Source organism: Nocardioides sp. NPDC059952, from assembly GCF_042730435.1.
GTDB lineage: Bacteria > Actinomycetota > Actinomycetes > Propionibacteriales > Nocardioidaceae > Nocardioides.
Window position 1 is genome coordinate 1 of the sequence record NZ_JBHWLY010000031.1, and the last position, 21348, is coordinate 21348.

Sequence of the window (21348 nt, forward strand, 5' to 3'; positions counted from 1 at the left end):
GGCCCCGGAGGGCGCGGCAGCCGCCTTGCGGTGCCTCGAGACCTGTCGGTCAGTGGGCCGCTTCGAAAGCCGCCCGGACGTCAGCCGGAATGCGACCGCGGTCGGGAACCGTGTAGCCGTTGGCCTTTCCCCACTCGCGCATGACCTTCGGGGTGGACCCGCCGGCCGCGGGGGCCTTCTTGGCGCTGCCACGACGGCCGCTCACCTTCTGGGCGTGACCCACGAAGAGCGCAAGAGAATCACGGAGCTTTGCCGCATTGGCGTCGCTGAGATCAATCTCGTAGGACGTGCCGTCCAGAGCGAAAGAAACCGTCTCCGCAGCTTCCGAGCCATCGATGTCATCCTCGAGGATGATCTGAACCTTCTTAGCCATGTTCCTACCTTCACTGCTCTTCACCCGGAAATGGGCCGATTATCGCCATCGCGGTTAAGCGAGATGCCCATAGCATTACATACGATCCGGATGAATCAACAGGTCGCCATACTGAAATGACTAACGAACGGCATTTCGCTGGAATATGAGTTCCAGTCCTTGCATCGTCAGCCACGGAGAATGCAACGAGAAACATTTACTCTCGTCGAGAACGAAGTCCGCCAGATAGCCGGTCGCAATCACTGTCACTTCGTCGGCGGAGACACCCAGCTCGGCGATGATCCGAGCGACCAGACCCTCGACCTGCGCCGCGACTCCGTAGACCATTCCGGACTGCAGCGCCTCGACCGTGTTCTTGGCGATCACCGACCGCGGGCGAGCGAGCTCGACCTTGCGCAGCTGCGCACCACGCCGTCCCAGAGCCTCCAGCGACAGCTCGATCCCAGGCAGGATCGCGCCACCGACGTACTGCCCGGCGGCGTTGACCACGTCGAAGGTCGTCGCCGTGCCACGGAAGTCGACCACGATCGCCGGGCCACCGTGGAGCGCCACGGCCGCGACGGCGTTGGCGATCCGGTCGGTGCCGACCTCGCGCGGGTTGTCCATGAGGATCGGGATGCCGGAGCGTACGCCCGGCTCGACCACGACGCTCTCGACCGAGTCGAGATGGCGGGTGATCATCTCGCGCCACTCGTGCAGGACCGAGGGCACCGTCGCGCACACGACCACGCCGTCCACGCTCGCCACCAACTCATCGCCCATGGTCCCCCGCAGCAGCGCCCACCATTCGTCGGCCGTGCGGTGCTCGAGCGTGGAGACCTTCCAGTCCGCGGACACCACGCCATCGGCGATCAGCCCGAGACCCGTGTGGCTGTTGCCGATGTTGACAGCGAGGAGAGCCACCGTCGGTCAGCCCTCGGACAGGTCGAAGCCGATGTCGAAGACCTTCACCGAGTGGGTCAGCGCACCGACGGAGAGATAGTCGACACCGGTCTCGGCGACCTCGCGAGCCCGGTCGAGGGTCAGTCCACCGGATGCCTCGAGCACCGCACGTCCGGCGGTGATCTCGACGGCCTCCTTCATCGTCGCGGTCGACATGTTGTCGAGCATGATCCGGCCGCAGCCGGCGTCGAGAAGGGCCTTGAGCTCGTCGAGGGTGGTGACCTCGACCTCGATCGGCACGTCCGGGTAGGCGAACTTCACGGCCTCGTAGGCCTGCACCGCGCCACCGGCGGCGACGATGTGGTTGTCCTTGACCAGCGCCATGTCGGACAGCGACATCCGGTGGTTGGCACCGCCGCCGCAGCGCACGGCGTACTTCTCCAGGGACCTGAACCCCGGGAGGGTCTTGCGGGTGTCGAGGACCTGCGCGCCGGTGCCCTCCAGGGCCTCGGTCCAAGCCGCGACACCGGTGGCGACACCGGAGAGGTGGGAGGCGTAGTTGAGCGCCGTACGCTCCGCCGTCAGCAGCCCGCGGGTCGGCCCGGCGATCCGCATGATGACGTCCCCCGCCTTCACCTGGGAGCCGTCCTTGACGCGGTCGGTCACCGTGACCGAGTCACCCATGACGTACGCGAAGACGAGCTCGGCCACGCCGAGGCCGGCCACGACGCCGTCCTCCCGAGCGGCGAAGACGCCGATCCCGGTCGAGTCGGGGGCGATGGTCGCCACCGAGGTGACGTCCTCGCTGGGCATCTCACCGGGAGCGGACGTGGGCAGGTCCTCGTCGAGAGCGAGCTCTACGGCGTCGTAGACCTCGCCGGCGTCCAGGCCGGCCTTGGTCAGCTCGTCGCGCAGAGACTGCGGGATCTCGTCGAAGGGCACGCGTCGGATGGTCATCAGGCTCCTGCCATGGTTGAGGGGTCGGTCGCGGGCGTCGGGGTGAACGCGGCAACAGTCTCGCCGTCCCGGAGCCGTACGTCGAAGTGGCCGGCGAACCCGGCGTCGTCACGCTCGGCGAAGTCCTCGCGCCAGTGGGACCCGCGGGTCTCCTCTCGCAGCAGCGCCGACTTCGCGAGCGCGAGCGAGACGGTCAGCAGGTTGGTCGCCTCCCAGGCGGCCGGGTCGATCTCGGTCGCCGGGGTGTCACCGAGCTGCTCGAGCTCGTCGATCGCCTCGGCGAGGCCGGTCGCGTTGCGGAGGACTCCGACCTTGGTCGTCATCGTCTCCTGCAGCTGCTTGAGCGCCGCGCCAGGGACGAGCGGGCGCCCGGCGCCGAGGCCGGGGGCGGGATCCTCCAGCTGACGCAGCTCGCCGGGCAGGACCTCCGCGATCCGGCGCGAGAAGACCAGCCCCTCGAGCAGCGAGTTGGAGGCGAGCCGGTTGGCGCCGTGGACACCGCTGCAGGCGACCTCGCCGGTGGCGTAGAGGCCGGGCACGTCCGAACGGCCCCACAGGTCGGTGCGTACGCCGCCCGAGGCGTAGTGGCACGCCGGGGCGACGGGGATCAGGTCGACGGAGGGGTCGACGCCGTGCCGCTCGCAGGAGGCGAGGATGTTGGGGAACCGCTTCTCCCAGAACTCGCGACCGAGGTGGCGGGCGTCGAGCCACATGTTGGGGTGGCCGGTATCGAGCATCCGCTTCATGATCGCCTTGGAGACGATGTCGCGCGGAGCCAGGTCGCGGAGCTCGTGCACGCCCTCCATGAGCCGGTTGCCGTCCCAGTCCACCAGGAAGGCGCCCTCGCCGCGTACGGCCTCGGAGATCAGCGGCTGCTGGCCGCGGGAGTCCTCACCGAGGTACATCACCGTGGGGTGGAACTGGACGAACTCCAGATCGCGCAGCGTCGCACCGGCTCGCAGCGCGATCGCCATCCCGTCGGCGGTGGCGACGGCGGGGTTGGTGGTCTGGGAGAAGACCTGGCCGAGCCCGCCGGAAGCCAGGACGACAGCCCTCGTACGCACGATCCCGACGCCGTCGGCATCGCCCTCGCCCATCACATGGATGGTCAGGCCCGCCACGCCGCCGTCGGCAGCCGTCAGCAGGTCGACGACCATGGCGTGCTCGAAGACCAGGATCTCGGGAGCCCGTCGGACGGCCTCCATCAGCGCCCGCTGGATCTCGGCGCCGGTCGCGTCGCCGTCGGCGTGCGCGATCCGGTCGCGGCGGTGGCCGCCCTCGCGGGTGAGCGACAGGTTGCCGTCCGGGTCCTTGTCGAAGTCGGCGCCCCACTCGATCAGCTCACGGACCGCTTCGGCGCCCTCGCCGACCAGGACGCGTACGGCCTCCAGGTCGCACGCCCCGGCGCCTGCCACGAGCGTGTCGACCTCGTGCTGAGCCGGGGTGTCGCCCTCGCCGAGAGCCGCAGCGATGCCGCCCTGGGCCCATTGCGTCGAACCGGCCTTGAGCTCGTCCTTGGTGACGACGGCGACCCGCTCGACCTGGTCCTTCAGCCGCAGTGCCGCGGTCAGCCCGGCGATCCCCGAGCCCACCACGATCACGTCCGCCCACTCGGTCCAGCCCGGATCGCGGGCGGACAGGAGCTCGATGTTCATGCCCGCACGCTACTGCGTGAGAACGAGCGGTCCACGCATCTGGTCGGTTCCTGGAACCGGCTCGCTCCGGTCGGAGCCGAGCGCGACGATGTGGTTGGCCCCGTCGACGTGGACGACGTGCGGCTCGAAGGCCTTCGCCTCCTCGGTGGTCATCTGCGCGTACGCGATGAGGATGACCAGGTCACCGGGGTGGACCAGGTGGGCGGCAGCGCCGTTGATCCCGAGGACACCCGAACCCCGCTCGCCCGCGATCGTGTAGGTCTCCAGGCGGGCACCGTTGGTGATGTCGACGATGGAGACCAGCTCGCCCGGGAGGATGTCCGCGGCGTCGAGGAGGTCGGCGTCGACGGTGACCGAGCCGACGTAGTGGAGGTCTGCCTGGGTGACCGTGGCGCGGTGGATCTTGCCGGTCATCATGGTGCGCAGACGAGTCATCGGGATGCTCCGATCGTGAGGCTCATGTTGTCGATGAGTCGGGTCGTGCCGACCCGGGCGGCGATGAGGATCCGGGCTTCGGTGGCCGGCTCAGGGTGGGTGGACAGCTCCGCGAGCGCGGGGTCGGTGACCACGAGGTAGTCCACGTCGACCCCCTTCGCCTGGCGCAGCTCGGTGCGGGCCGCCTGGAGAGCGGCCTCGACACCGTCGGCGGCCTCGCGCTGCGCGGCGTAGAGCGCCCGCGACAGCGTCGTCGCCTCCTCCCGCTGCTCGGGCGAGAGGTAGCGGTTGCGCGAGGAGAGGGCCAGGCCGTCGGCTTCGCGCTGCGTAGGTGCGCCGACGACGTCGACCCCGAGGCACAGGTCGGCCGACATCCGGCGGATCAGTGTGAGCTGCTGGTAGTCCTTCTCGCCGAAGACGGCGACATCGGGCTTGACCAGTCCGAACAGCTTCGCGACGACGGTGAGCACACCGCCGAAGTGGCCCGGCCGGGTCTTGCCCTCGAGCACGTCGGCGAGCGGCCCGGGAGCCACGGTCACCTGCGGCAGCCCGCCTGGGTAGACCTCGTCCACCGACGGCGCGAAGACGACGTCGACGCCCTCCCGTTCGCAGACCTCCAGGTCCGCCTCGAGCGTGCGCGGGTAGCGGTCGAGGTCCTCCCCGGCGCCGAACTGCAGCGGGTTGACGAAGATCGACACGACGACGGGACCGCCGCCGACCCGCTCACGGGCGACGCGCATCAGCGACGCGTGTCCCTCGTGCAGCGCGCCCATCGTCGGCACGAACCCGACGCTCGCGCCTTCACGGCGGGCGGAGTCGAGGAGCTTCGCAAGCTCCTCGCGAGTGGAAGCGAGAACGGTCATCACTGGTTCCAGAGGTGGGCGGGACGCGGGAGCGGCTGCACGGCAGCCCTGTCCGCGTCGTCGAGCAGGTTCTTGATCTTGAGCGCCCGGATGGGCAGCAGCCGTCCGTCCGAGACGGCTCGGTCGAGCGTGGCCCGCGCCATGGAGACGTACGACGCCAGGGTCTGCGGAGCGTTGGTGCGGATGTCGTCGAGGTGGGCGGCCACCGTGCCGGCGTCGCCGCGGACGATCGGGCCGGTCAACGCGGCGTCGCCGTGGTCGAGGGCGTTGTCGAGCGCGGCCGTCAGCAGGGGACGCAGGGTGCCCGCGGGGTCGGTGGCGCCGGCGGCGGCGAGGATCTCCATCGCCTCGGAGACCAGGGTGACCAGGTGGTTCGCGCCGTGGGCGAGCCCGGCGTGGTAGAGCGTCCGCATCTCCTCGGGCACCCACATCGGCTTCCCGCCGAGGTCGAGCACCAGCGACTCGGCGAAGGCGCGGTCGGCGGGCGTGGCGGCGGTCAGGCCGAAGACGCAGCCGGAGAGCCGGGCGAGGTCGACCGAGGTGCCCGAGAAGGTCATCGCCGGGTGGACGGCCATCACGTGGGCGCCGATCGCGGCGGCCGGCTCGAGGATCGCCAGGCCGTGGCGGCCGGAGGTGTGCGCGACGTACATCCCGGGCCGGATCGCGCCGGCGTCGGTCATCGTCTTGACGACGTTGCCGAGCATGTCGTCGGGGACGGTGAGCAGAAGGAGGTCGCACGCGCGAGCGACAGCTGTCGGCTTCTCGACCGGGACACCCGGGAGAAGCGCGGCGATGCGTGCGCGAGAGGCGTCGGACTCGCCGGCGACCGCGACGATCTGATGACCTCCTGCCGAAGCGGAGCCCGAGGCGATCGACGGAGTGCGAAGCGCTGCTGCCAGGACGGCCCCGACGCGACCCGCGCCGACGACGCCCACCCTGAGTGGGTTCATGGTTGTAGACCTTTCGTTCCAGTCCCTCCGACCACTCCCCCGTGTGAGCGGAGCCGGGATGGGTACCAGACGTTGTGCCTGCCTGCTCAGCCACCGTGACCGAGCCGAAACAACCGTACGCCGCCCGTCACCCATCCGAAACATCAAGATCACGTGACTGCCATCACATCAACGCGACCCCGGTCACGGACCACACGCTGAGCCAACGGCTGGGTATCACCTCGCCCCCAGCATTGGAGTCCCCGGTGCGGGGCGTGGAACAATCCACCCCTCCTCGTCATCTACCAAAGGGTCTGAGTTCAGTGCTTCGTAACGTTGCCGTGCTGCTTGCCGGCGGTGTGGGCTCCCGCGTGGGTCTCGACATCCCGAAGCAGCTCATCAAGATCGCCGGGATGCCGATCATGGAGCACACCCTCGGCGTGCTCGACCGCCACCCGCAGATCGACGAGATCATCATCCTGATGGCCCCCGGCCACCTCGACGCCGTGCACGCGATGACCCGCGACGGCCGCTACCCGAAGGTCTCCAAGATCCTCGAGGGCGCCGACACCCGCAACGAGACGACCAAGCGCGCCCTGGCCGCCCTCCCCGAGGGCGAGGACTGCAACGTGCTCCTCCACGACGCCGTACGTCCGCTGCTCAGCGAGGACGTGATCACCGACTGCTTCAAGGCGCTGGTGACCTACCAGGCCGTCGATGTCGCCATCCCGTCCGCGGACACGATCATCGAGCTCAACGACGACAACACCATCTCGCAGATCCCGGACCGCTCGCGGCTGCGACGCGGCCAGACCCCGCAGGCCTTCCTCGCCTCGACCCTGAAGCGGGCCTACGAGATCGCCGACCAGGACCCGGAGTTCAGGGCGACCGACGACTGCAGCGTCGTGCTGAAGTACCTGCCCGACACCAAGATCTGGGTGGTCGACGGTCACGAGCAGAACATGAAGGTCACCGAGCCGATCGACGTCTACATCGCCGACAAGCTCTTCCAGCTCACCGCTCACCAGCAGTTCCCGCAGAAGACCGAGGACGACTACCGGGCCGCCCTCGAGGGCAAGAACATGGTCGTCTTCGGCGGCAGCTACGGCATCGGGGCCGACATCGCGGAGCTGGCAGAGTCCTACGGCGCCAACGTCGCCTCCTACAGCCGCTCGGCCACCAGCACCGACGTCTCGAAGCGGGCCGACATCGTCGCCGCGGCCGCCGACGCCGGCAAGCGCTTCGGCTCGATCGACTTCGTGGTCAACACGGCCGGTGTGCTGCCGCGCGGCGAGCTCGCCACCGTCTCGGAGGAGACGATCTACAGCGCGACCGAGATCAACTACATCGCGCCGGTCCTGATCGCCCAGGAGTTCTTCCCCTACCTCGCCCGGGCGAAGGGCTCGCTGCTCTTCTTCACCTCGAGCTCCTACACCCGCGGTCGCCGCGGCTACGCGCTCTACTCCTCCGCGAAGGCGGCCACGGTCAACCTGACCCAGGCCCTCGCCGACGAGTGGGCCGACCAGGGCGTACGCGTCAACGCGATCAACCCCGAGCGCACCGGCACGCCGATGCGCACCAAGGCGTTCGGCCAGGAGCCGTCCCACACGCTCCTGGAGTCGAAGGCGGTCGCGCGGGCGTCACTCGACACCCTGATCGCGTCGAGCACCGGCCACGTCATCGACCTGCGCCGCATCGATCCGATCCAGGAGGCCCTGGACGCCGCGGCGGGGAACTGACCCGATGACCAGCGCTCCCACGGTTTCCGAGGACACGGCCCCCGCCCCCGCACCCGCGCCCGAGCCCGCGCCGAAGAAGGCCATACGCCGCTCCCGGCTCGGCGCGCTCGACGCGCTCCGCTTCATCGCGGCAGCGGTCGTCGTGGGCTACCACCTCACCGGCATCGCGACCCCTTACTGGGGCATCGACCCCCGGGAGGTCTTCCCGACCCTCAACCACGTCACCCGCTACGGCTACCTCGGCGTGGAGCTCTTCTTCATCATCAGCGGCTTCGTGATCCTGATGACCGCGTGGGGTCGCGACCTGCCCCGGTTCGTCTCCTCCCGGGTCGCCCGGCTGTTCCCGGCCTACTGGGTCGCGGTGATCATCACGCTGATCCTCCAGGCCTACTGGAAGGGCGGCCGCGACCAGGGATTCGTGGGCGGCCTCATCAACATGACGATGACCCAGGACGGCTGGAACGTACTCAGCGCCCAGGGTGCCTTCTGGACGCTCTGGATCGAGCTCAAGTTCTACCTGCTGATCGGGGTCTTCCTGCTCGTCGGGATCACCAAGCAGCGGGTGATCGCGGTCGTGTTCTTGTGGCCGCTGCTGGCCCAGATCGCCCGGGCGACCGACTCCGGCATGCTCAACTCGCTCCTGTTCGCCGAGTACGCCCCGTTCTTCGCGATGGGCATGGCGCTGTTCCTCATCTACCGGTTCGGCAACTCGTTCATCGCCTGGCTCGCGGTGGCCTACAACGTGATCCTGGGCATCCGCCAGGCGACCGAGTACGCCGACCGCGCCACGGAGCTCGTCGGCGCCACCGTGTCGCCGGTGGTCACCGGCTGGGCGATCGTGGGGTTCGCGGCGCTCGTCTGGCTGGTCTCGGCCGGTCCGCTGGGTCGGGTGGAGGCGCGTTTCCTGACGACGCTCGGGGCGCTGACCTACCCGCTCTACCTGATCCACGCGCAGTTCGCGTTCTGGATCATCGACGAGTTCCACGGCCGCTACGACGAGTACGTCGTCCTGGCCGCTGCCGTCTCGACCGCCCTCGTCCTGGCCATCGCGCTGCACTATCTCATCGAGCGCCGCCTTCACGACCCGGTGCGCGACGCCGTCTTGCGTGGTTTACGGGAGACTCCGCTTCCGGGGCGCTAATGTCGCTCCATGTGGCCCAGAGGCCGGCAGGATCGCGGCAGAGCGGTTCAGCCCCGGCACATCAATCCATCCCGCGTACGTCTCCGTCAGGAGATGGCGCGCTTCGCCAAGGGCACCAAGCGCGGCATGCGTGTGCTCGACGCCGGTGCGGGCCGCTCGCCCTACCGGAAGCTGTTCAAGCACGCCCGCTACGAGGCCGCTGACTTCGCCCAGCTGAGCTCGGCGTACGCCCCGCTGGACTACGTCTGCGACATCACCGACATCCCGGTCGATGACGGCAGCTTCGACCGGGTGATCTGCAACCAGGTCCTCGAGCACGTGCCCGAGCCGGAGAAGGCCATCGGCGAGCTCTACCGCGTGCTCAAGCCGGGCGGGCGGATCTTCCTCTCCGCGCCCCTCTTCTTCGCCGAGCACCAGAAGCCCTACGACTTCTTCCGCTACACCCAGTTCTCGCTGCGGAAGATGTTCGAGGAGGCCGGCTTCGAGATCGCCCGGATGAACTGGCTCGAGGGCTACTTCGGGACGGTCGCCTACAGCTACCAGATGATGGCGAAGAACCTCCCCGCAGGCGTTGATGAGCTCCGCGGGCGAGGCCTGCGCTGGAAGCTCGCCTACGTCGCCCCGATCGTGCTCCTCAACCGGAAGCTCGCGGTCCGGCTCAGCCGCCTCTACGCGCGGCTGGAGGTCTCCGGCCGTCGCCTCGAGCGAGGGATGCCGAAGAACTACGTCGTGGTCGCACGCAAGCCGGCCGACGACACGCGGCCCGTGACGAAGCGGCCCGAGGCCGAGACGAGGGCCGCGCACACCACCGCGGAGCTCCAGGCCGAGGTCGAGAGGCTGAGGACGGAGACCGTACGCACCCGGGAGTCCGTACGCGACCCACTGGTCGACCTCACGCTCCCCGACGAGGTCCGCACCGTCCTCGACGCGGTCCGCGCCGAGCACCTCACCTACCTCAAGCCCGAGAACCTGCAGGTGCTCGCCCGCCAGGTGCTGGACGCCGACATCCAGGATCGGCCGGGCCTGATCATCGAGACCGGAGCCGCGCTGGGCGGCTCCGCGATCGTGATGGCGGCGGCGAAGGACCCGAAGCGGCCGATGCGGGTCTATGACGTCTTCGGGATGATCCCGGAGCCCTCCGAGCGCGACGGTGAGGACGTGCACGAGCGCTATCGGAAGATCGTCAGCGGCACCTCGAAGGGGATCGGCGGCGAGACCTACTACGGCTACCGCGACAACCTCTACGACGAGGTGGGCGACTCATTCACCAGGCACGGGATCGACCCGGCACAGCACAACGTCGAGCTGGTGCAGGGCCTGTTCCAGGACACCCTGAAGATCGACGAACCGGTCGCCTTCGCCCACCTGGACGGCGACTGGTACGAGTCGACGATGACCTGCCTCGAGCGGATCGCCCCTCACCTGGTCGCGGGTGGACGGATCGTGCTCGACGACTACTTCCACTACAGCGGGTGCCGCGACGCGGTCGACGAGTACTTCAAGGACCGTCCCGGTTTCCGGCTGGAGCGGCGTACGAAGCTCCACGTCGTCCGCACGGGCGGATCCTGACGACCGCCGGTCAGCGCCGCTGCAGGTGAAGCACGTCGTTCGGACCGAACGACACCTCGAAGTTCGGACGGACCTCGCGGGGCCGGCCGAGCCTGGTCTGCCAGTTCCAGTTGTGGACGGTGAACCGGAGCCGCAGGTCCAGGTTGCGCGCGTCCTCGGAGAACTCCTCGAAGACCTCCGCGAGGTCGAACCTGGAGGCGAGCCGGAACTCGCCCCGGCCACCGGGCGAGACGTCGAGCGGCAGCGCGGCCACCTCGCCGGTCTCGTTGCAGACGGCGTCGAGGGTGACGATGCGGTCGGCCATCACGCCCTTCGGCCACTCGCCCATCACGGTGAGCGTCGCGTCGAAGCGGAGCGTACGAGAGTCACGGAAGGCGGCCGAGCTCGCCTGGGTGCGACCCAGCCGGCCGGCCGGACCCGGCAGTCGGGTCGCGACGCCCTCGGGCATCGGGCGTGCCCAGCCGAGGGCGTGCACGTCGAGCCGGGCGCGTGCCTTCTCGATCCGGCCCGGCCGCTGCGCGACCGCACCCTCGAAGGCGACCCGCCAGTCCTCGAGGAACGCGCGCCAGTCGTGCTTGCTCGCCTTCTCCAGCGCCTTGCGGGACATCTCGGCCACCTTCGCGGGGGCGTCGATCATCTGGATGCAGCGCTCGGCGACCGCGTCGATGTCCTCGGCCTCGACGATGAAGCCGTCGACACCGTCGGAGATCTGCTCGCGCGGACCGTAGTTGATGTCGTAGCTGATCACGGGGCAGCCGAAGGAGAGCGACTCGAGGGTGGCGAGCGGGTAGCCCTCGTTGACGCTGGTCATGATGAAGCCGGTGGCGTGCAGCAGCGCTTCCTTGGCTCGTGGGTCGTGACCCATGAGCTGGACGTTCTTGCCGACGTCGAGGGTCTCGATCAGGTCCGCGAGCGGCTTGTAGAGCTTGCCGTCACCGTAGATCTGGAACTTGGCCTCGGGCCGCTTCTCGATCACCTTCGCGAAAGCCTTGATGGCGTGCTCGAGGCGCTTCTGCGGCTCGAGCCGCGCGACGGTCACGAACGTCGCCGGCTCGCGCTCGGGCATCGTCTCGGGCAGCTCCGGCAGCTCGACCGGGTTGGGCACGACGAACCGGTGCGAGGTCGAGCCGTATCGCATCGCGAGGTGCTCGGACTGACGATGGGTCAGGTTCACCAGGGCGTCGTACTCGTGGATGTTGTCGAGCAGCGGCGCGTACTTGCCGGAGAGCTGGGAGTTCCAGCGGCGCTCCCTCACGACATGGTTGTTGTGCATGAGGTGGAGGAAGTAGAAGCGGTCGTCCTGGCGGGGCATGACGTCGCGCAGCGCGAACCGGGAGTCGGTCACGAAGAAGACCCGCTCGGCGTCGCCGGCGAGGATCTCGAGCCAGTGCCACAGCCAGCCGCCCACGGTCTCCCACGACCGGATCGGCAGCCCCTCGGCGTCGGTGAGGATGTAGGGCACCCGGGACGCGGCCGGGGCACCCGGACCCGGCGCCCGCAGGTAGATCGACCCGTCGGCGCGGCGGTAGTCGCGCGCCAGGTCCTTCCCGGACTGCGAGTGGGCCGTGTAGTAGACGGTGCCGTCGGGGTGGAGCACGTCCGAGGTGGTCGTGCCGGCGACCTCGGCCAGCCGGCCCCCGAGCGCGGCCACGGACTCGTCCGGCGCGTCGGTCGGGGTGTTGTGGCGGTACCACTCGTAGAGGTTGAGGAGGTCCATGCCCTCGACCAGCTGACCCGAGTCGCGCAGCACCTGGCGCACCTCGTCGTAGACGGGCTTCGACTCGGTCGTCAGCAGGGTCGTCGGGATCCCGGTGTGCTGGGTGATCAGGCGGTTGCGCATGATCATCGCCCGCGTCTGTCCACCGAACTTGGTCGCGATCTCGTTGCACATCGTGAGGTAGCGGCCCTCGGGGAACGCGACCTGCTCGTGGGGGTTGGGGATCGGCATGCGCAGAGATTAGTCGGCGTCTTTGGGGATTGCCGATTCTTCGGGCAGGATATCCGGCCTGGATCATAGGGGGAAACGTGTGAACGGACCGCGAACATCGCGGCTCCGCCCGACGACACTGCGTCGAACCATCAATGAAGGAGTCCCATGGCCAGCCCAGCTCGACGACTCGCTCGCCAGCTGCTTCCCGAGCGCCTGCGTCAGAGCCTGACCGCTCGCGTCCCGTCCATCTCGGAGGGCGCACCGCAGGCGGACGTGGCCGGCAAGCCGGCGCCGATCTCCATCGAGGTCGAGCCGCTCGTCGTCGCTGCTGACCTCGACGGCGCCGTCAACGCCGCCGGTGGCGGCTTCTACGAGCGCGCCTGGGCCCTCTTCCAGGGCATCCCGGTCGAGCAGTGGGCCGCCAAGGCCGCCGACGAGTACGTCATGTCCGGCCTCCACGTCGACCCCGACGCCACCCGCGCGACCCTGCGCGACCTCGCCGAGTCCGGCGCTGCGTACGTCCCGGGGCGCGCCTGGCTCGCGATGACCAGCCGCGTCTTCGGCTTCGGCGACCAGGAGCTGGCCCGCAGCCTCTACGCCCGGCTCGACGAGGCCGTCGGCGACGGCACCAACGGCGACACCAAGTGGGTCGTCGAGAGCCGTGACTGGCTGCGCTCGTGGGTGGCGGCCGACAACAACGAGCCCGACGCCCCGGCCGCGCCGGAGGGCACCGTCTCCTACGCCGTCGTCGACTACGGGCACCCGGGCCGTTCCCGTGCCTCGGCCAACATCGGCGACCACGTCCAGACCGTCGCCTCGCTCGGTCACGTGGTGCGCCACAAGGACCTCGAGTTCACCGGCGAGTCCGAGCTCGACGACCTGGCCAACCGGCTGCGCGAGCGGGTCCGCCCCGAGCGCGTCCGCGAGGGCCTGTCCGCCAAGGTCCAGCTGATGACCCTGCAGCGTGACGCGTCGATGTACCAGCCCGTCCCGAAGGACACCTGGATGCTCGGCTTCGGGTGGTACATGCACCCGATCTTCGAGATGCGCTACGGGATGCCGTTCCACAAGAACCTGCGCCCGATCTTCGTCTCGTTCCACTGCAGCACCCGCGCCATGATGACCGACGAGACGATCGAGTACCTCAAGAAGTACGCCCCGATCGGCTGCCGCGACTGGACGACCGTCGACATCCTGCTCTCCGTCGGTGTGCCCGCCTTCTTCTCCGGCTGCCTCACCACCACGGTCTCGACCGTCTTCCCCGACGCGGACGAGCTGCCCGGTCCCGACGCCCCGATCGGCTACGTCGACGTCTTCGACGGCAGCATCCCCGAAGGCGCCCCGACCTACGCCCAGGGCGGCCTCGACGAGGTCCGCTTCCGGCCGTTCGTGCAGAACATCGACGACGCGATCACGATGCTCGAGGGCTACCGTCGCGACCACCACACGCTGGTCACCAGCCGCCTGCACTGCTACCTGCCCGGTCGCAGCATCGGCATCGACATCGACTTCCGCCCGAAGAACCTCTCCGACCCGCGCTTCGCCGGGCTCAACCCGCTCACGCCGGACGAGTTCGACGGCATCCGCGAGGGCATGAACGACCGGCTCGAGACGATCCTCACCAAGATCTTCTCCGGCGCCAGCGTCGAGGAGGTCTACACGCAGTGGCGCGAGATGAACGCCGCCGACGTCGAGATCGCGCGTGAGCGCCGGGCCGGTGCCCGCAAGGTGGGCGAGCTGGTCAGCTCGATCGCCGAGGACGTACGCAGCAACCCGGTCAGCACTCCGGAGCAGGTCCCGGCCGACGCGATCCACGTCGCCGTCTCGGCCCGCCCGAAGCAGCGCCCCAAGCTGCGCCGGCTGATCAAGTCCATCGCCGCCTACTCGTCCCGTCCGGTCCACCTGTGGGTCCACACCGGCGGCACCGACCTGCGGCTCGACGAGCTCGCCCGGCCGGGGATCACGCTCAGCGCGCTGGACGTGTCGGGCTTCGACGGCATCAAGCAGCCCGACGGCAGCACGCTCCCGATCGGCCAGGTCGAGCGGCTCGTGGTCGCCGACCTGCTGCCCGACGTCGACAAGCTCGTCGTCCTCCCGGTCTCCGCGGTGCTGACCGAGGACATCGCCGGGCTGGCCGACACCGACCTGCAGGGCAACCTGCTGGCTGCCGCCGACGTCGTCGGCACCCGTGCGGTCAGCGGTTTCCAGCAGATCCACGCCGCCGCCAACAAGCAGGCCGAGCGCACCACCGAGGCGGCCGACCTGCGTCGTGACGGCCACCAGCGGCACGCCTTCGACTTCGACGCCTTCGACACCGACGTGCTCGTGCTCGACGCCGCTCAGTGGCGTGCGAAGGACCTGCTCACCTCGCTGGCGCCCTATGTCGAGACGTACGGGATGACCTACCGCAGCGTGGTCCTCCTCGAGGTCGGCCCGCACCGCGCGATCCTGCCGGAGCGCTGGAACGCGATCCCCGAGAAGACCTCGGTGGCCAAGCCGGCTCTCGCCCGGTTGCCGTGATCCTGGGCTGAGCCCGTAGAACGCAGATGGCGCGGTCCCCGCAAGGGGACCGCGCCATCGTCGCGTCTGGGGCCTCAGGGCTTGTCGAAGAACCGCTCCACGACCCGCTCGGTGGCCTTCCCGTCCTGGGTGTACTGGTACTTGGCGTTGAACTCCGCGATCCGGTCACGGTGCTCCGCCTCGAGCCGATCCAGGTCGGACAGGGCCGCGACGACCTCCTCGGCGGTGTCGAGCATCGGCCCGGGGGCGGTGTCGGCGTAGTCGTAGAGGAAGCCGCGGATGCCGCCGGTGTAGTCGGACAGGTCCGGCACCAGGAACACCATCGGCCGCCCGGTGAGGGCGAAGTCGAAGCGCAGGCTGGAGTAGTCGAGCACCGCCGCGTCGGAGGCCAGGATCAGGTCGTTGATCTCCGGGTAGTCGGTGACGTCGATGATCCGGGCGGTGCGCTCGCTGCGCTCGCTGCCCTTGGAGTTGAACCGGTGACCGCGCAGCAGGATGACGTACTCGTCGCCCAGAGCCTCGCTGGCCGCGACTACGTCGAGGTGCTCCACCATCTTCGCCGAGCGGTAGTTCAGCGCCAGGTGGTCGCGCCAGGTCGGGGCGTAGAGGACCACCTTCTGGTGGGGGGCGATGCCGAACAGGTTGCGCGTACGCTCGCGGTCCTCCGTCGCCGACGGGCGGACCAGCGCGTCATCGCGCGGATAGCCCTCGCTGTGGATCGGGCCGTCGTAGGCGTACTCCTCGCGGTAGTAGCGGTCCATCTCCGGCGTCGGGGTGAGGATCAGGTCCCACCCGGCGGTCGTACGGTCCAGCTCGGCCTCGCAGCGCAGCGGCGAGAACATCTTCGCGCGCCACATCCGCAGGCCCATCGACTTGGCCGGGTAGCCGTGGAAGGTCTGCAGGAAGCGCTGGCCCTCCCGCTTGTGCCACCAGCGGTCGAAGTCGATGTTCTGCACGAGGTATTTCGCGGTGCCGATGACCCGGTACCACTCCGGGCTCTGCAGCACGACCGCGATGCCGCCCTCGGGGACCCGGGAGGCGTGGTCGGCGACGCCCCAGTAGAGGGTGAGGTCGGGCCGGGTGCGACGCAGGTGCTCGTGGATCGCGAGCTGCGAGTCGGTGCCGGTCGAACCGGCGTAGGTGGAGAGGTAGACCGCGGACTCGTCGATCGGCTCCTCGGCCGCCAGGACGCGCTCGCGGGCGAGGTTGTGGGCGTAGCTGCCGGCGTGGTCGACGGAGATCGGCGGCTGCAGGGTGACGCCCGGGCCGTTGCCGTTGACCGGGCGCAGCCGGACCTCGTCACTGGTCTGGAACTCGGCCTGATGCTCGAGGAACGCGCTGGTGTGGCGTACGTTGCCGCTGCGCTTGGCGCCGCAGGTGAGCTGGAACTGGTAGATGCCGCTGGGCAGGACGGACTCGCCCAGGCCCCACTCGTCCCAGCGCAGCGTGAAGACGACCTCGAAGCTGTCGGCACCGGTGTCGATCTTGATGGTCTCGCTGTGTCGCGAGCCCGACATGGTCAGCCGGGCGTGCTTCGGGATGGAGCTGAGCCAGTGGCCACGCACCGTGACGCGGCCCTCGCCGAGCTCGACCTGGTCGAGCGCGACGGTGTCGGCCACCTCGATGATCTGGGCGTAACCGCGGCCGTCTCGCGAAGCCAGCACGCTGCCGCCGCGTTCGCCGGTCCACGGCTCACCGACCGCGTCGGTCCAGACGATCCGGCCCGAGGTGCCGTCCTGGAGGGTCTCCAGCCGCCAGGCGGCGGGCGCCCCCGGCTCGACGGCCCCGTGGGCGGGGAGGCTGAGCGTGACCGTGGCGTCCTTGACCGGGGCCTCGATGCGTACGCCGCCACCGATCGCCCGCACGGCCTGCGGAAGCTGACCGGCGAGGGTGAGCGAGATGCTCCGGCCCTCCACCCGCACCTGCTCCACGGTGGTGGTGGTCGTCGTCGGGACTGCGCGGAAGCTGAGCTGGTCCTCGAAGCGGTCGCAGGCCACGGACAGTCCGGCGGAGGTGTGGACCCGGGGCCGGTAGCGCGTGGCCAGGTTGCCCGCCGGGCCGCGGGTGTCGATCTGGACCTCGCTGGTGGTGCGGACGACGCCGTCGACGGCGACGGTGACCTCGAGGTGCCAGCGCCCGGCGGAGAGCCGGGTGAGGTCGATCTCGGTGCGGCACCCGCCGGCGCGGTAGTCCTGGTATTTGTGACCGATGGTCATGTTGGCCTGCTCGTCGCGCCGCGGCGTGACGGTCAGGTCGATCGGGTCGGGCAGCGCCGCGTCGGGGTCGCTCGCGACCCCGTCCTCGTCGTCCGCGCTGACGTAGTCCGGCACCAGGCGGGCGGTGAAGAACGGGGTCGTCTCGGCGAGGTCGACGAGCTCGATCCGCGCCACCAGGTCGACCAGGACCCGGTCGGAGTCGAGAGGACGTACGTCTCGCACCAGCACCCGCGCCGGCGTCTCGTGCTCGTTGAGCGTGGTCACGGCCGCGGGCAGGTCCGTGTCGGGGAAGATCCCGTGGATCTGCCCGCCGGCGACCCGCGTCCGCAGGTTGCCGCGCTCGAACCAGCGCGACGCGACGAACGCGGTCAGCTCCTCACGCTGGTCGGCGATGAGGTAGGTCAGCCGGGCCCGCACCTCGACCGGGAGCTTGAGCCACACCTCCGGAGCGACGTCGCGCTCGATCTCGACGACGAGGTCGCGCAGGGCGGTCCACTGCTCCGCGCTCATCCGCTCGACGTCACCGAGGATGGTGTTGGCACGACCGGCGAGCCCGCCGAGCGCCCAGTGGTCACGCAGGCCCGAGGCCAGCTCTCCGATCGCGACCCACGTCGACCGGGTCTGCTCGATCCACTCCTCCATCCCGAGGGTCTGGTCGTGGAGCTGCTCGACCGGGGTGCCGTCGGCGCGGTCCATGTCCACGCACACCGGCGCCGTGACCACGTCGAAGCGGTTGGCCCTCAGGTAGCCGTCGAACCCGACGGCGTCGGCGCCGCCGCGGCCGCCGAAGCTGAATCCCTGCCGGCGCCAGAACGAGGTGCGGAAGAGCCGGTTGCTCACCCCGACGTCGCTCAGCGCCACCGGGAACTCGTCGAGGGTGAGGCCGGAGCGGTTCTCGGCGTGCACGAGATCGTAGGCCGGCACCACCGGCGGGGAGAGCCGCTGGCGGCTCTCGATGCGACCGACCGCGAGGTCGGACCCGCTCTGCTCCAGGGAGGTCACCAGCGTACGCATCGCGTTCGGGGTGAGGAGGTCGGCGGCGAGCAGGAAGCAGACGTAGGCTCCCCGCGCCGCGCGACCACCACGGTCGCGGGCCTCGGCCTGCGTCGCGGAGCTGTCCAGCAGCCGCAGGCGGTAGTCGTCGGGGAGGTCGGCGAGGATCTGGTCGCTCACCACGCTGGCCTGGCCGTAGGGCGCGATCAGGATCTCGAGGGTCGTATGGGTCTGCTCACGCACGGAGAGGAGCGACTCGGCCAGGTATTGCTTGTCCTGGTCGGTCACCGTCACCACGACCGAGACGAGCGCGCCACGCTCGTGGCCGAGAACGCGATGCCCGGCGTCACGAGCCAGTCGACGGACGCCCTGCGGCATCCTTCGTTCGGCGCGACGCAGGACGTCGACGATTCCCTGACCCATGCACAATCCCTCTCGGTTCGAGGTCGTCCCGATTGACGCGCTCGCGAATCTGATCGAACTCAGAGGTTACAGGCGAACGAACAGTCTCCCGCACTCCGGCCGATACCCCTCCGGGGAACCTTCGCCAGGGAGTCTGCCGATCGACACCACGATCCCGTCCCGTAGACGCAGGGTGCTCAGGCGCACGTCGGTGGTGGGCACCTCGCCCGCCATCAGGGCCACGATGTCGACGACGCCGCGGCCGGTGAGCTTCACGACGCACTCCGCCCGGGTCCATCGCTCCCAGAACCCATCGGTGCCGAACCGCCTCGCGAGGGCCTCCGGGACCGTACGCTCCACCTCGGCGTCGACCGCCACCGGGACGTCGTCGGAACCCGTCCAGGCGACCACCCGGCCGTCGTGGAGGTGGCTGCGGGCGCGATATCCGGCGAGCTCGGCATCGCTGCCGACCCGGAGCCGGCCGCCGGACATCAGATCGAGCCGCCGCCGTCGATGACGATCGACTGACCGTTGATGTTGGTCTGCTCGAGCAGCAGCATCCGGACGGTCGGCACGACGTCCTCGGGTGTGGTCATCGCGCCCGAGGGCGTACGCCGCGCGATCGACTCGAGCTGGTTCGCACCGAGCACCGCGGACATCTCCGAGGCGAAGAACCCGGGAGCGACCGCGTTGACCAGCACCCGGCCACCGAGCTCGCGGGCCAGCGAGCGGGTCGCGGCGTCGAGACCTCCCTTGGTGGCCGAGTAGGCCACCAGGCCCTGGTAGCCACGCTGGCCACAGATCGAGGTCACGTTGACGACCCGGCCCTTCAGGCCCTTGCCGATCAGGCGCCGCAGCACGAACCGGGTCAGCACCAGGGGCGCGGTCAGGTTGGTCTCGATGATCTGCGCGATCCGGTCCGAGGAGGTGTGCACGTGCAGCGAGTCCTGCCCGATCGCGGCGTTGTTGACCAGCCCGTCGATGACGCCGAGCCTCGCCTCGACCTCCTTGACGAACGCCTGGGCCGCCTTCTCGTCGGTCACGTCGACCGAGCCGACGTGGGTGGCCTCGGGGTACTTCGAGGCGAGCGCCTCGAGCTCGGGGGTCACCGTGCGTGCGAAGGCCGCGACCTTCACCCCGCGCTCGAGCAGGTCGCTGACGATGGCGAGACCGAGGCCGCGGGAGGCACCGGAGACCAGCACGACCGATACGGGCGGAACAGCACTGATCGCCTCGGGCTTCGCTTCGGCAAGTTGGAAATCAGACATCACTCTTCAGCGTCTCCTTGGCCGGGATCTCGTCGAGCATCTTGATACGCCGCGGCACGGCGTACTCGGGCAGTCGCTCGGCGGCCCAACGGGTCAGGTCGTCAGCGGTCACGCCCGAGTCCTGGCCGGCGACCACGTCGGCGACGACCATGGTCCCGACCAGAGGCGCCTTGCGACCGCGTACGGCCGCCCAGGCGATCGCGGGGTGGGACTGCAGCAGGTCGCGTACGGCACCGGCCGACACCTTGGAGCCGCCGACGTTGAGCTCGTCGCGGTCGAGGCGACCGGTGACCAGGACCCGGCCGTCCTCGACGCGGGCGGCATCGCCGGTGCGTACGGCCCCGGCCATCTCCGCGCCCGAGGCGTCGGTGCCGTGGTGCGGCGAGGTGATCACCAGCTCGCCGTCGACCACTGACAGTCGCGGGCGACCGGGGAGGTCACGGTCGAGCCACTCGGCCGGGAAGCCCGCGCGACCGTCGTGGACGACGATCGAGGCGCCGACCTCGGAGGAGGCGTAGATCCAGGACACGCGCGCGTCCGGGAAGACCTCGCTGAGCTGCGACAACACCGCCTGGTCGACCGGTTCACCACCCAGCGTGACCTGCTCGAGCGCGAGCTTCCTCAGCTCGGCGCCGTGACGCATCAACGTACGTCGCCAGAACGTCGGGGTCCCGGACACCGCGGTGACGCCGTGCTCGAGCGCGGGCGTCACCCAGTCGTCCAGGTCGGCAGGGTCGACGAGCACCAGGTCCTGACCGGGCACGCCCAGCCCGAGCGTGATCACCTGCCACCACGCGTAGGTGCCGGGCGAGTAGGGGCACAGCCAGGTGCGCGGAGCCAGCTCGCCGGTCACGGTCGAGAGCGACGCCAGGGTGTGGCCGACCCGCTTGGGCCGGCCGGTCGACCCGGAGGTGAGCAGCCAGACCCGGCCGTCCTCGGCCACCCGGGGGCTGGTCGCCTCCTGGACGTCGTCGCCGGCGGCGAGGTCGAAGCCGGCCCCGCGCAGCTCCGCGCGGAGTGCCTCGTCGAGCCGTCCCGCGGCCACGACGAGGAGCTCGCCGCCGTCCTTCAGACCGGCGACCGCCGGCAGCGCATCGACGCTGTGCTCCACCACGCGGGCCGTCGGCGCCGGCCGTGGGCCGGCGTGCCGACCGAGCTCACCCCAGGTCGCGCGCCTCCCCGTCCGGGCGTCGACGACGAGGTTGTCGGCGATCACTGCCCCTGGATCTCCACGAGCAGGTCGAGCACGTCTCCGATCGTCTCGATCGAGCGGAGTCCGGCCGCCTCGAAGTTGAGCTCGTCACCGATCTCGTCCTCGACGCGGAGCGCGAGCTCGGAGAAGTCGAGGGAGCGGAAGCCGATGTCGGCCAGCTTCGCGGCGTCGTCGGCGGGCAGGGTCTTTCCCTGCACCGCCAGCACCTCGCCCATGAGCTTGCGGACCGCCGGTCGGTCAAGAGTCTCCATGGCCTCGGACCA

17 protein-coding genes are annotated in these 21348 nt (G+C 69.8%); 4 read left to right on the forward strand and 13 right to left on the reverse strand.

Annotated elements, in window-relative coordinates; all coding sequences use genetic code 11:
• Positions 1-49: 49 nt before the first annotated feature.
• The 7 genes from ACFV9G_RS15575 to ACFV9G_RS15605 form a co-directional block, all read right to left on the reverse strand.
• Complete coding sequence (locus ACFV9G_RS15575) at positions 50-373, reverse strand: Lsr2 family protein (RefSeq protein WP_141801691.1); 324 nt, start codon at positions 371-373, stop codon at positions 50-52.
• A 120-nt stretch (positions 374-493) separates the two neighbouring features.
• Positions 494-1276, reverse strand: coding sequence for a type III pantothenate kinase (locus tag ACFV9G_RS15580; RefSeq protein ID WP_378728382.1), 783 nt, complete (start codon positions 1274-1276; stop codon positions 494-496).
• Between the two features lie 6 nt (positions 1277-1282).
• Positions 1283-2212, reverse strand: a complete 930-nt coding sequence (gene nadC / locus ACFV9G_RS15585) for a carboxylating nicotinate-nucleotide diphosphorylase (protein ID WP_378728383.1) — start codon at positions 2210-2212, stop codon at positions 1283-1285.
• Positions 2212-3867: an L-aspartate oxidase gene (locus ACFV9G_RS15590; RefSeq protein WP_378728384.1), complete on the reverse strand. Its 1656-nt coding sequence runs from the start codon at positions 3865-3867 to the stop codon at positions 2212-2214. The genes nadC and ACFV9G_RS15590 overlap by 1 nt, the downstream gene beginning before the upstream one ends.
• A gap of 9 nt (positions 3868-3876) precedes the next feature.
• Positions 3877-4302: an aspartate 1-decarboxylase gene (gene panD, locus ACFV9G_RS15595; protein WP_176883766.1), complete on the reverse strand. Its 426-nt coding sequence runs from the start codon at positions 4300-4302 to the stop codon at positions 3877-3879.
• Positions 4299-5165 carry a pantoate--beta-alanine ligase gene (panC, locus tag ACFV9G_RS15600; protein WP_378728386.1) on the reverse strand — a complete coding sequence of 289 codons (867 nt, stop codon included), beginning with the start codon at positions 5163-5165 and terminating at the stop codon, positions 4299-4301. Before panC ends, panD begins: the two co-directional genes overlap by 4 nt.
• Positions 5165-6115: a Rossmann-like and DUF2520 domain-containing protein gene (locus tag ACFV9G_RS15605; RefSeq protein ID WP_378728388.1), complete on the reverse strand. Its 951-nt coding sequence runs from the start codon at positions 6113-6115 to the stop codon at positions 5165-5167. The genes panC and ACFV9G_RS15605 overlap by 1 nt, the downstream gene beginning before the upstream one ends.
• 302 nt (positions 6116-6417) lie before the next feature.
• On the opposite strand from ACFV9G_RS15605, the gene ACFV9G_RS15610 reads away from it, so the two are divergent.
• The 3 genes from ACFV9G_RS15610 to ACFV9G_RS15620 are packed head-to-tail and all read left to right on the forward strand — an operon-like array spanning position 6418 to position 10543.
• Complete coding sequence (locus ACFV9G_RS15610; protein WP_378728389.1) at positions 6418-7833, forward strand: SDR family NAD(P)-dependent oxidoreductase; 1416 nt, start codon at positions 6418-6420, stop codon at positions 7831-7833.
• A 4-nt stretch (positions 7834-7837) separates the two neighbouring features.
• Complete coding sequence (locus ACFV9G_RS15615; protein WP_378728390.1) at positions 7838-8974, forward strand: acyltransferase family protein; 1137 nt, start codon at positions 7838-7840, stop codon at positions 8972-8974.
• A 9-nt stretch (positions 8975-8983) separates the two neighbouring features.
• Positions 8984-10543 carry a class I SAM-dependent methyltransferase gene (locus ACFV9G_RS15620; RefSeq protein ID WP_378728391.1) on the forward strand — a complete coding sequence of 520 codons (1560 nt, stop codon included), beginning with the start codon at positions 8984-8986 and terminating at the stop codon, positions 10541-10543.
• 10 nt (positions 10544-10553) lie between these two features.
• On the opposite strand, the gene ACFV9G_RS15625 is transcribed toward ACFV9G_RS15620, so the two are convergent.
• Positions 10554-12491, reverse strand: a complete 1938-nt coding sequence (locus tag ACFV9G_RS15625) for a glycosyltransferase (protein WP_378728392.1) — start codon at positions 12489-12491, stop codon at positions 10554-10556.
• Positions 12492-12638: 147 nt separating this feature from the next.
• Here ACFV9G_RS15625 and ACFV9G_RS15630 point away from each other — a divergent pair, with 147 nt between their 5' ends.
• Positions 12639-14993 (forward strand): hypothetical protein, encoded by a 2355-nt coding sequence (locus tag ACFV9G_RS15630; RefSeq protein WP_378728393.1) that lies wholly within the window; start codon positions 12639-12641, stop codon positions 14991-14993.
• 74 nt (positions 14994-15067) lie between these two features.
• On the opposite strand, the gene ACFV9G_RS15635 is transcribed toward ACFV9G_RS15630, so the two are convergent.
• The 5 genes from ACFV9G_RS15635 to ACFV9G_RS15655 form a co-directional block, all read right to left on the reverse strand.
• On the reverse strand, positions 15068-18625 hold the full coding sequence (locus tag ACFV9G_RS15635) for a CDP-glycerol glycerophosphotransferase family protein (RefSeq protein ID WP_378728394.1): 3558 nt from the start codon (positions 18623-18625) through the stop codon (positions 15068-15070).
• 66 nt (positions 18626-18691) lie between these two features.
• A complete protein-coding gene (locus ACFV9G_RS15640; RefSeq protein ID WP_378728395.1) occupies positions 18692-19096 on the reverse strand; it encodes a hypothetical protein in 405 nt (134 codons plus the stop codon).
• Positions 19096-19872, reverse strand: coding sequence for an SDR family NAD(P)-dependent oxidoreductase (locus tag ACFV9G_RS15645; protein ID WP_378728396.1), 777 nt, complete (start codon positions 19870-19872; stop codon positions 19096-19098). The genes ACFV9G_RS15640 and ACFV9G_RS15645 overlap by 1 nt, the downstream gene beginning before the upstream one ends.
• Positions 19865-21088, reverse strand: a complete 1224-nt coding sequence (locus tag ACFV9G_RS15650; RefSeq protein ID WP_378728397.1) for an AMP-binding protein — start codon at positions 21086-21088, stop codon at positions 19865-19867. The genes ACFV9G_RS15645 and ACFV9G_RS15650 overlap by 8 nt, the downstream gene beginning before the upstream one ends.
• A complete protein-coding gene (locus tag ACFV9G_RS15655; protein ID WP_378728398.1) occupies positions 21085-21336 on the reverse strand; it encodes a phosphopantetheine-binding protein in 252 nt (83 codons plus the stop codon). The genes ACFV9G_RS15650 and ACFV9G_RS15655 overlap by 4 nt, the downstream gene beginning before the upstream one ends.
• Positions 21337-21348 lie beyond the last annotated feature (12 nt).

Coding starts and splice junctions, on each gene's coding strand:
- ACFV9G_RS15635 (WP_378728394.1), bottom strand. CDS start 18,625: ATGGGTCAGGGAATCGTCGACGTCCTGCGTCGCGCCGAACGAAGGATG.
- ACFV9G_RS15575 (WP_141801691.1), bottom strand. CDS start 373: ATGGCTAAGAAGGTTCAGATCATCCTCGAGGATGACATCGATGGCTCG.
- ACFV9G_RS15590 (WP_378728384.1), bottom strand. CDS start 3,867: ATGAACATCGAGCTCCTGTCCGCCCGCGATCCGGGCTGGACCGAGTGG.
- ACFV9G_RS15645 (WP_378728396.1), bottom strand. CDS start 19,872: ATGTCTGATTTCCAACTTGCCGAAGCGAAGCCCGAGGCGATCAGTGCT.
- ACFV9G_RS15615 (WP_378728390.1), top strand. CDS start 7,838: ATGACCAGCGCTCCCACGGTTTCCGAGGACACGGCCCCCGCCCCCGCA.
- panD (WP_176883766.1), bottom strand. CDS start 4,302: ATGACTCGTCTGCGCACCATGATGACCGGCAAGATCCACCGCGCCACG.
- panC (WP_378728386.1), bottom strand. CDS start 5,165: ATGACCGTTCTCGCTTCCACTCGCGAGGAGCTTGCGAAGCTCCTCGAC.
- ACFV9G_RS15605 (WP_378728388.1), bottom strand. CDS start 6,115: ATGAACCCACTCAGGGTGGGCGTCGTCGGCGCGGGTCGCGTCGGGGCC.
- ACFV9G_RS15640 (WP_378728395.1), bottom strand. CDS start 19,096: ATGTCCGGCGGCCGGCTCCGGGTCGGCAGCGATGCCGAGCTCGCCGGA.
- ACFV9G_RS15625 (WP_378728392.1), bottom strand. CDS start 12,491: ATGCCGATCCCCAACCCCCACGAGCAGGTCGCGTTCCCCGAGGGCCGC.
- nadC (WP_378728383.1), bottom strand. CDS start 2,212: ATGACCATCCGACGCGTGCCCTTCGACGAGATCCCGCAGTCTCTGCGC.
- ACFV9G_RS15630 (WP_378728393.1), top strand. CDS start 12,639: ATGGCCAGCCCAGCTCGACGACTCGCTCGCCAGCTGCTTCCCGAGCGC.
- ACFV9G_RS15655 (WP_378728398.1), bottom strand. CDS start 21,336: ATGGAGACTCTTGACCGACCGGCGGTCCGCAAGCTCATGGGCGAGGTG.
- ACFV9G_RS15620 (WP_378728391.1), top strand. CDS start 8,984: ATGTGGCCCAGAGGCCGGCAGGATCGCGGCAGAGCGGTTCAGCCCCGG.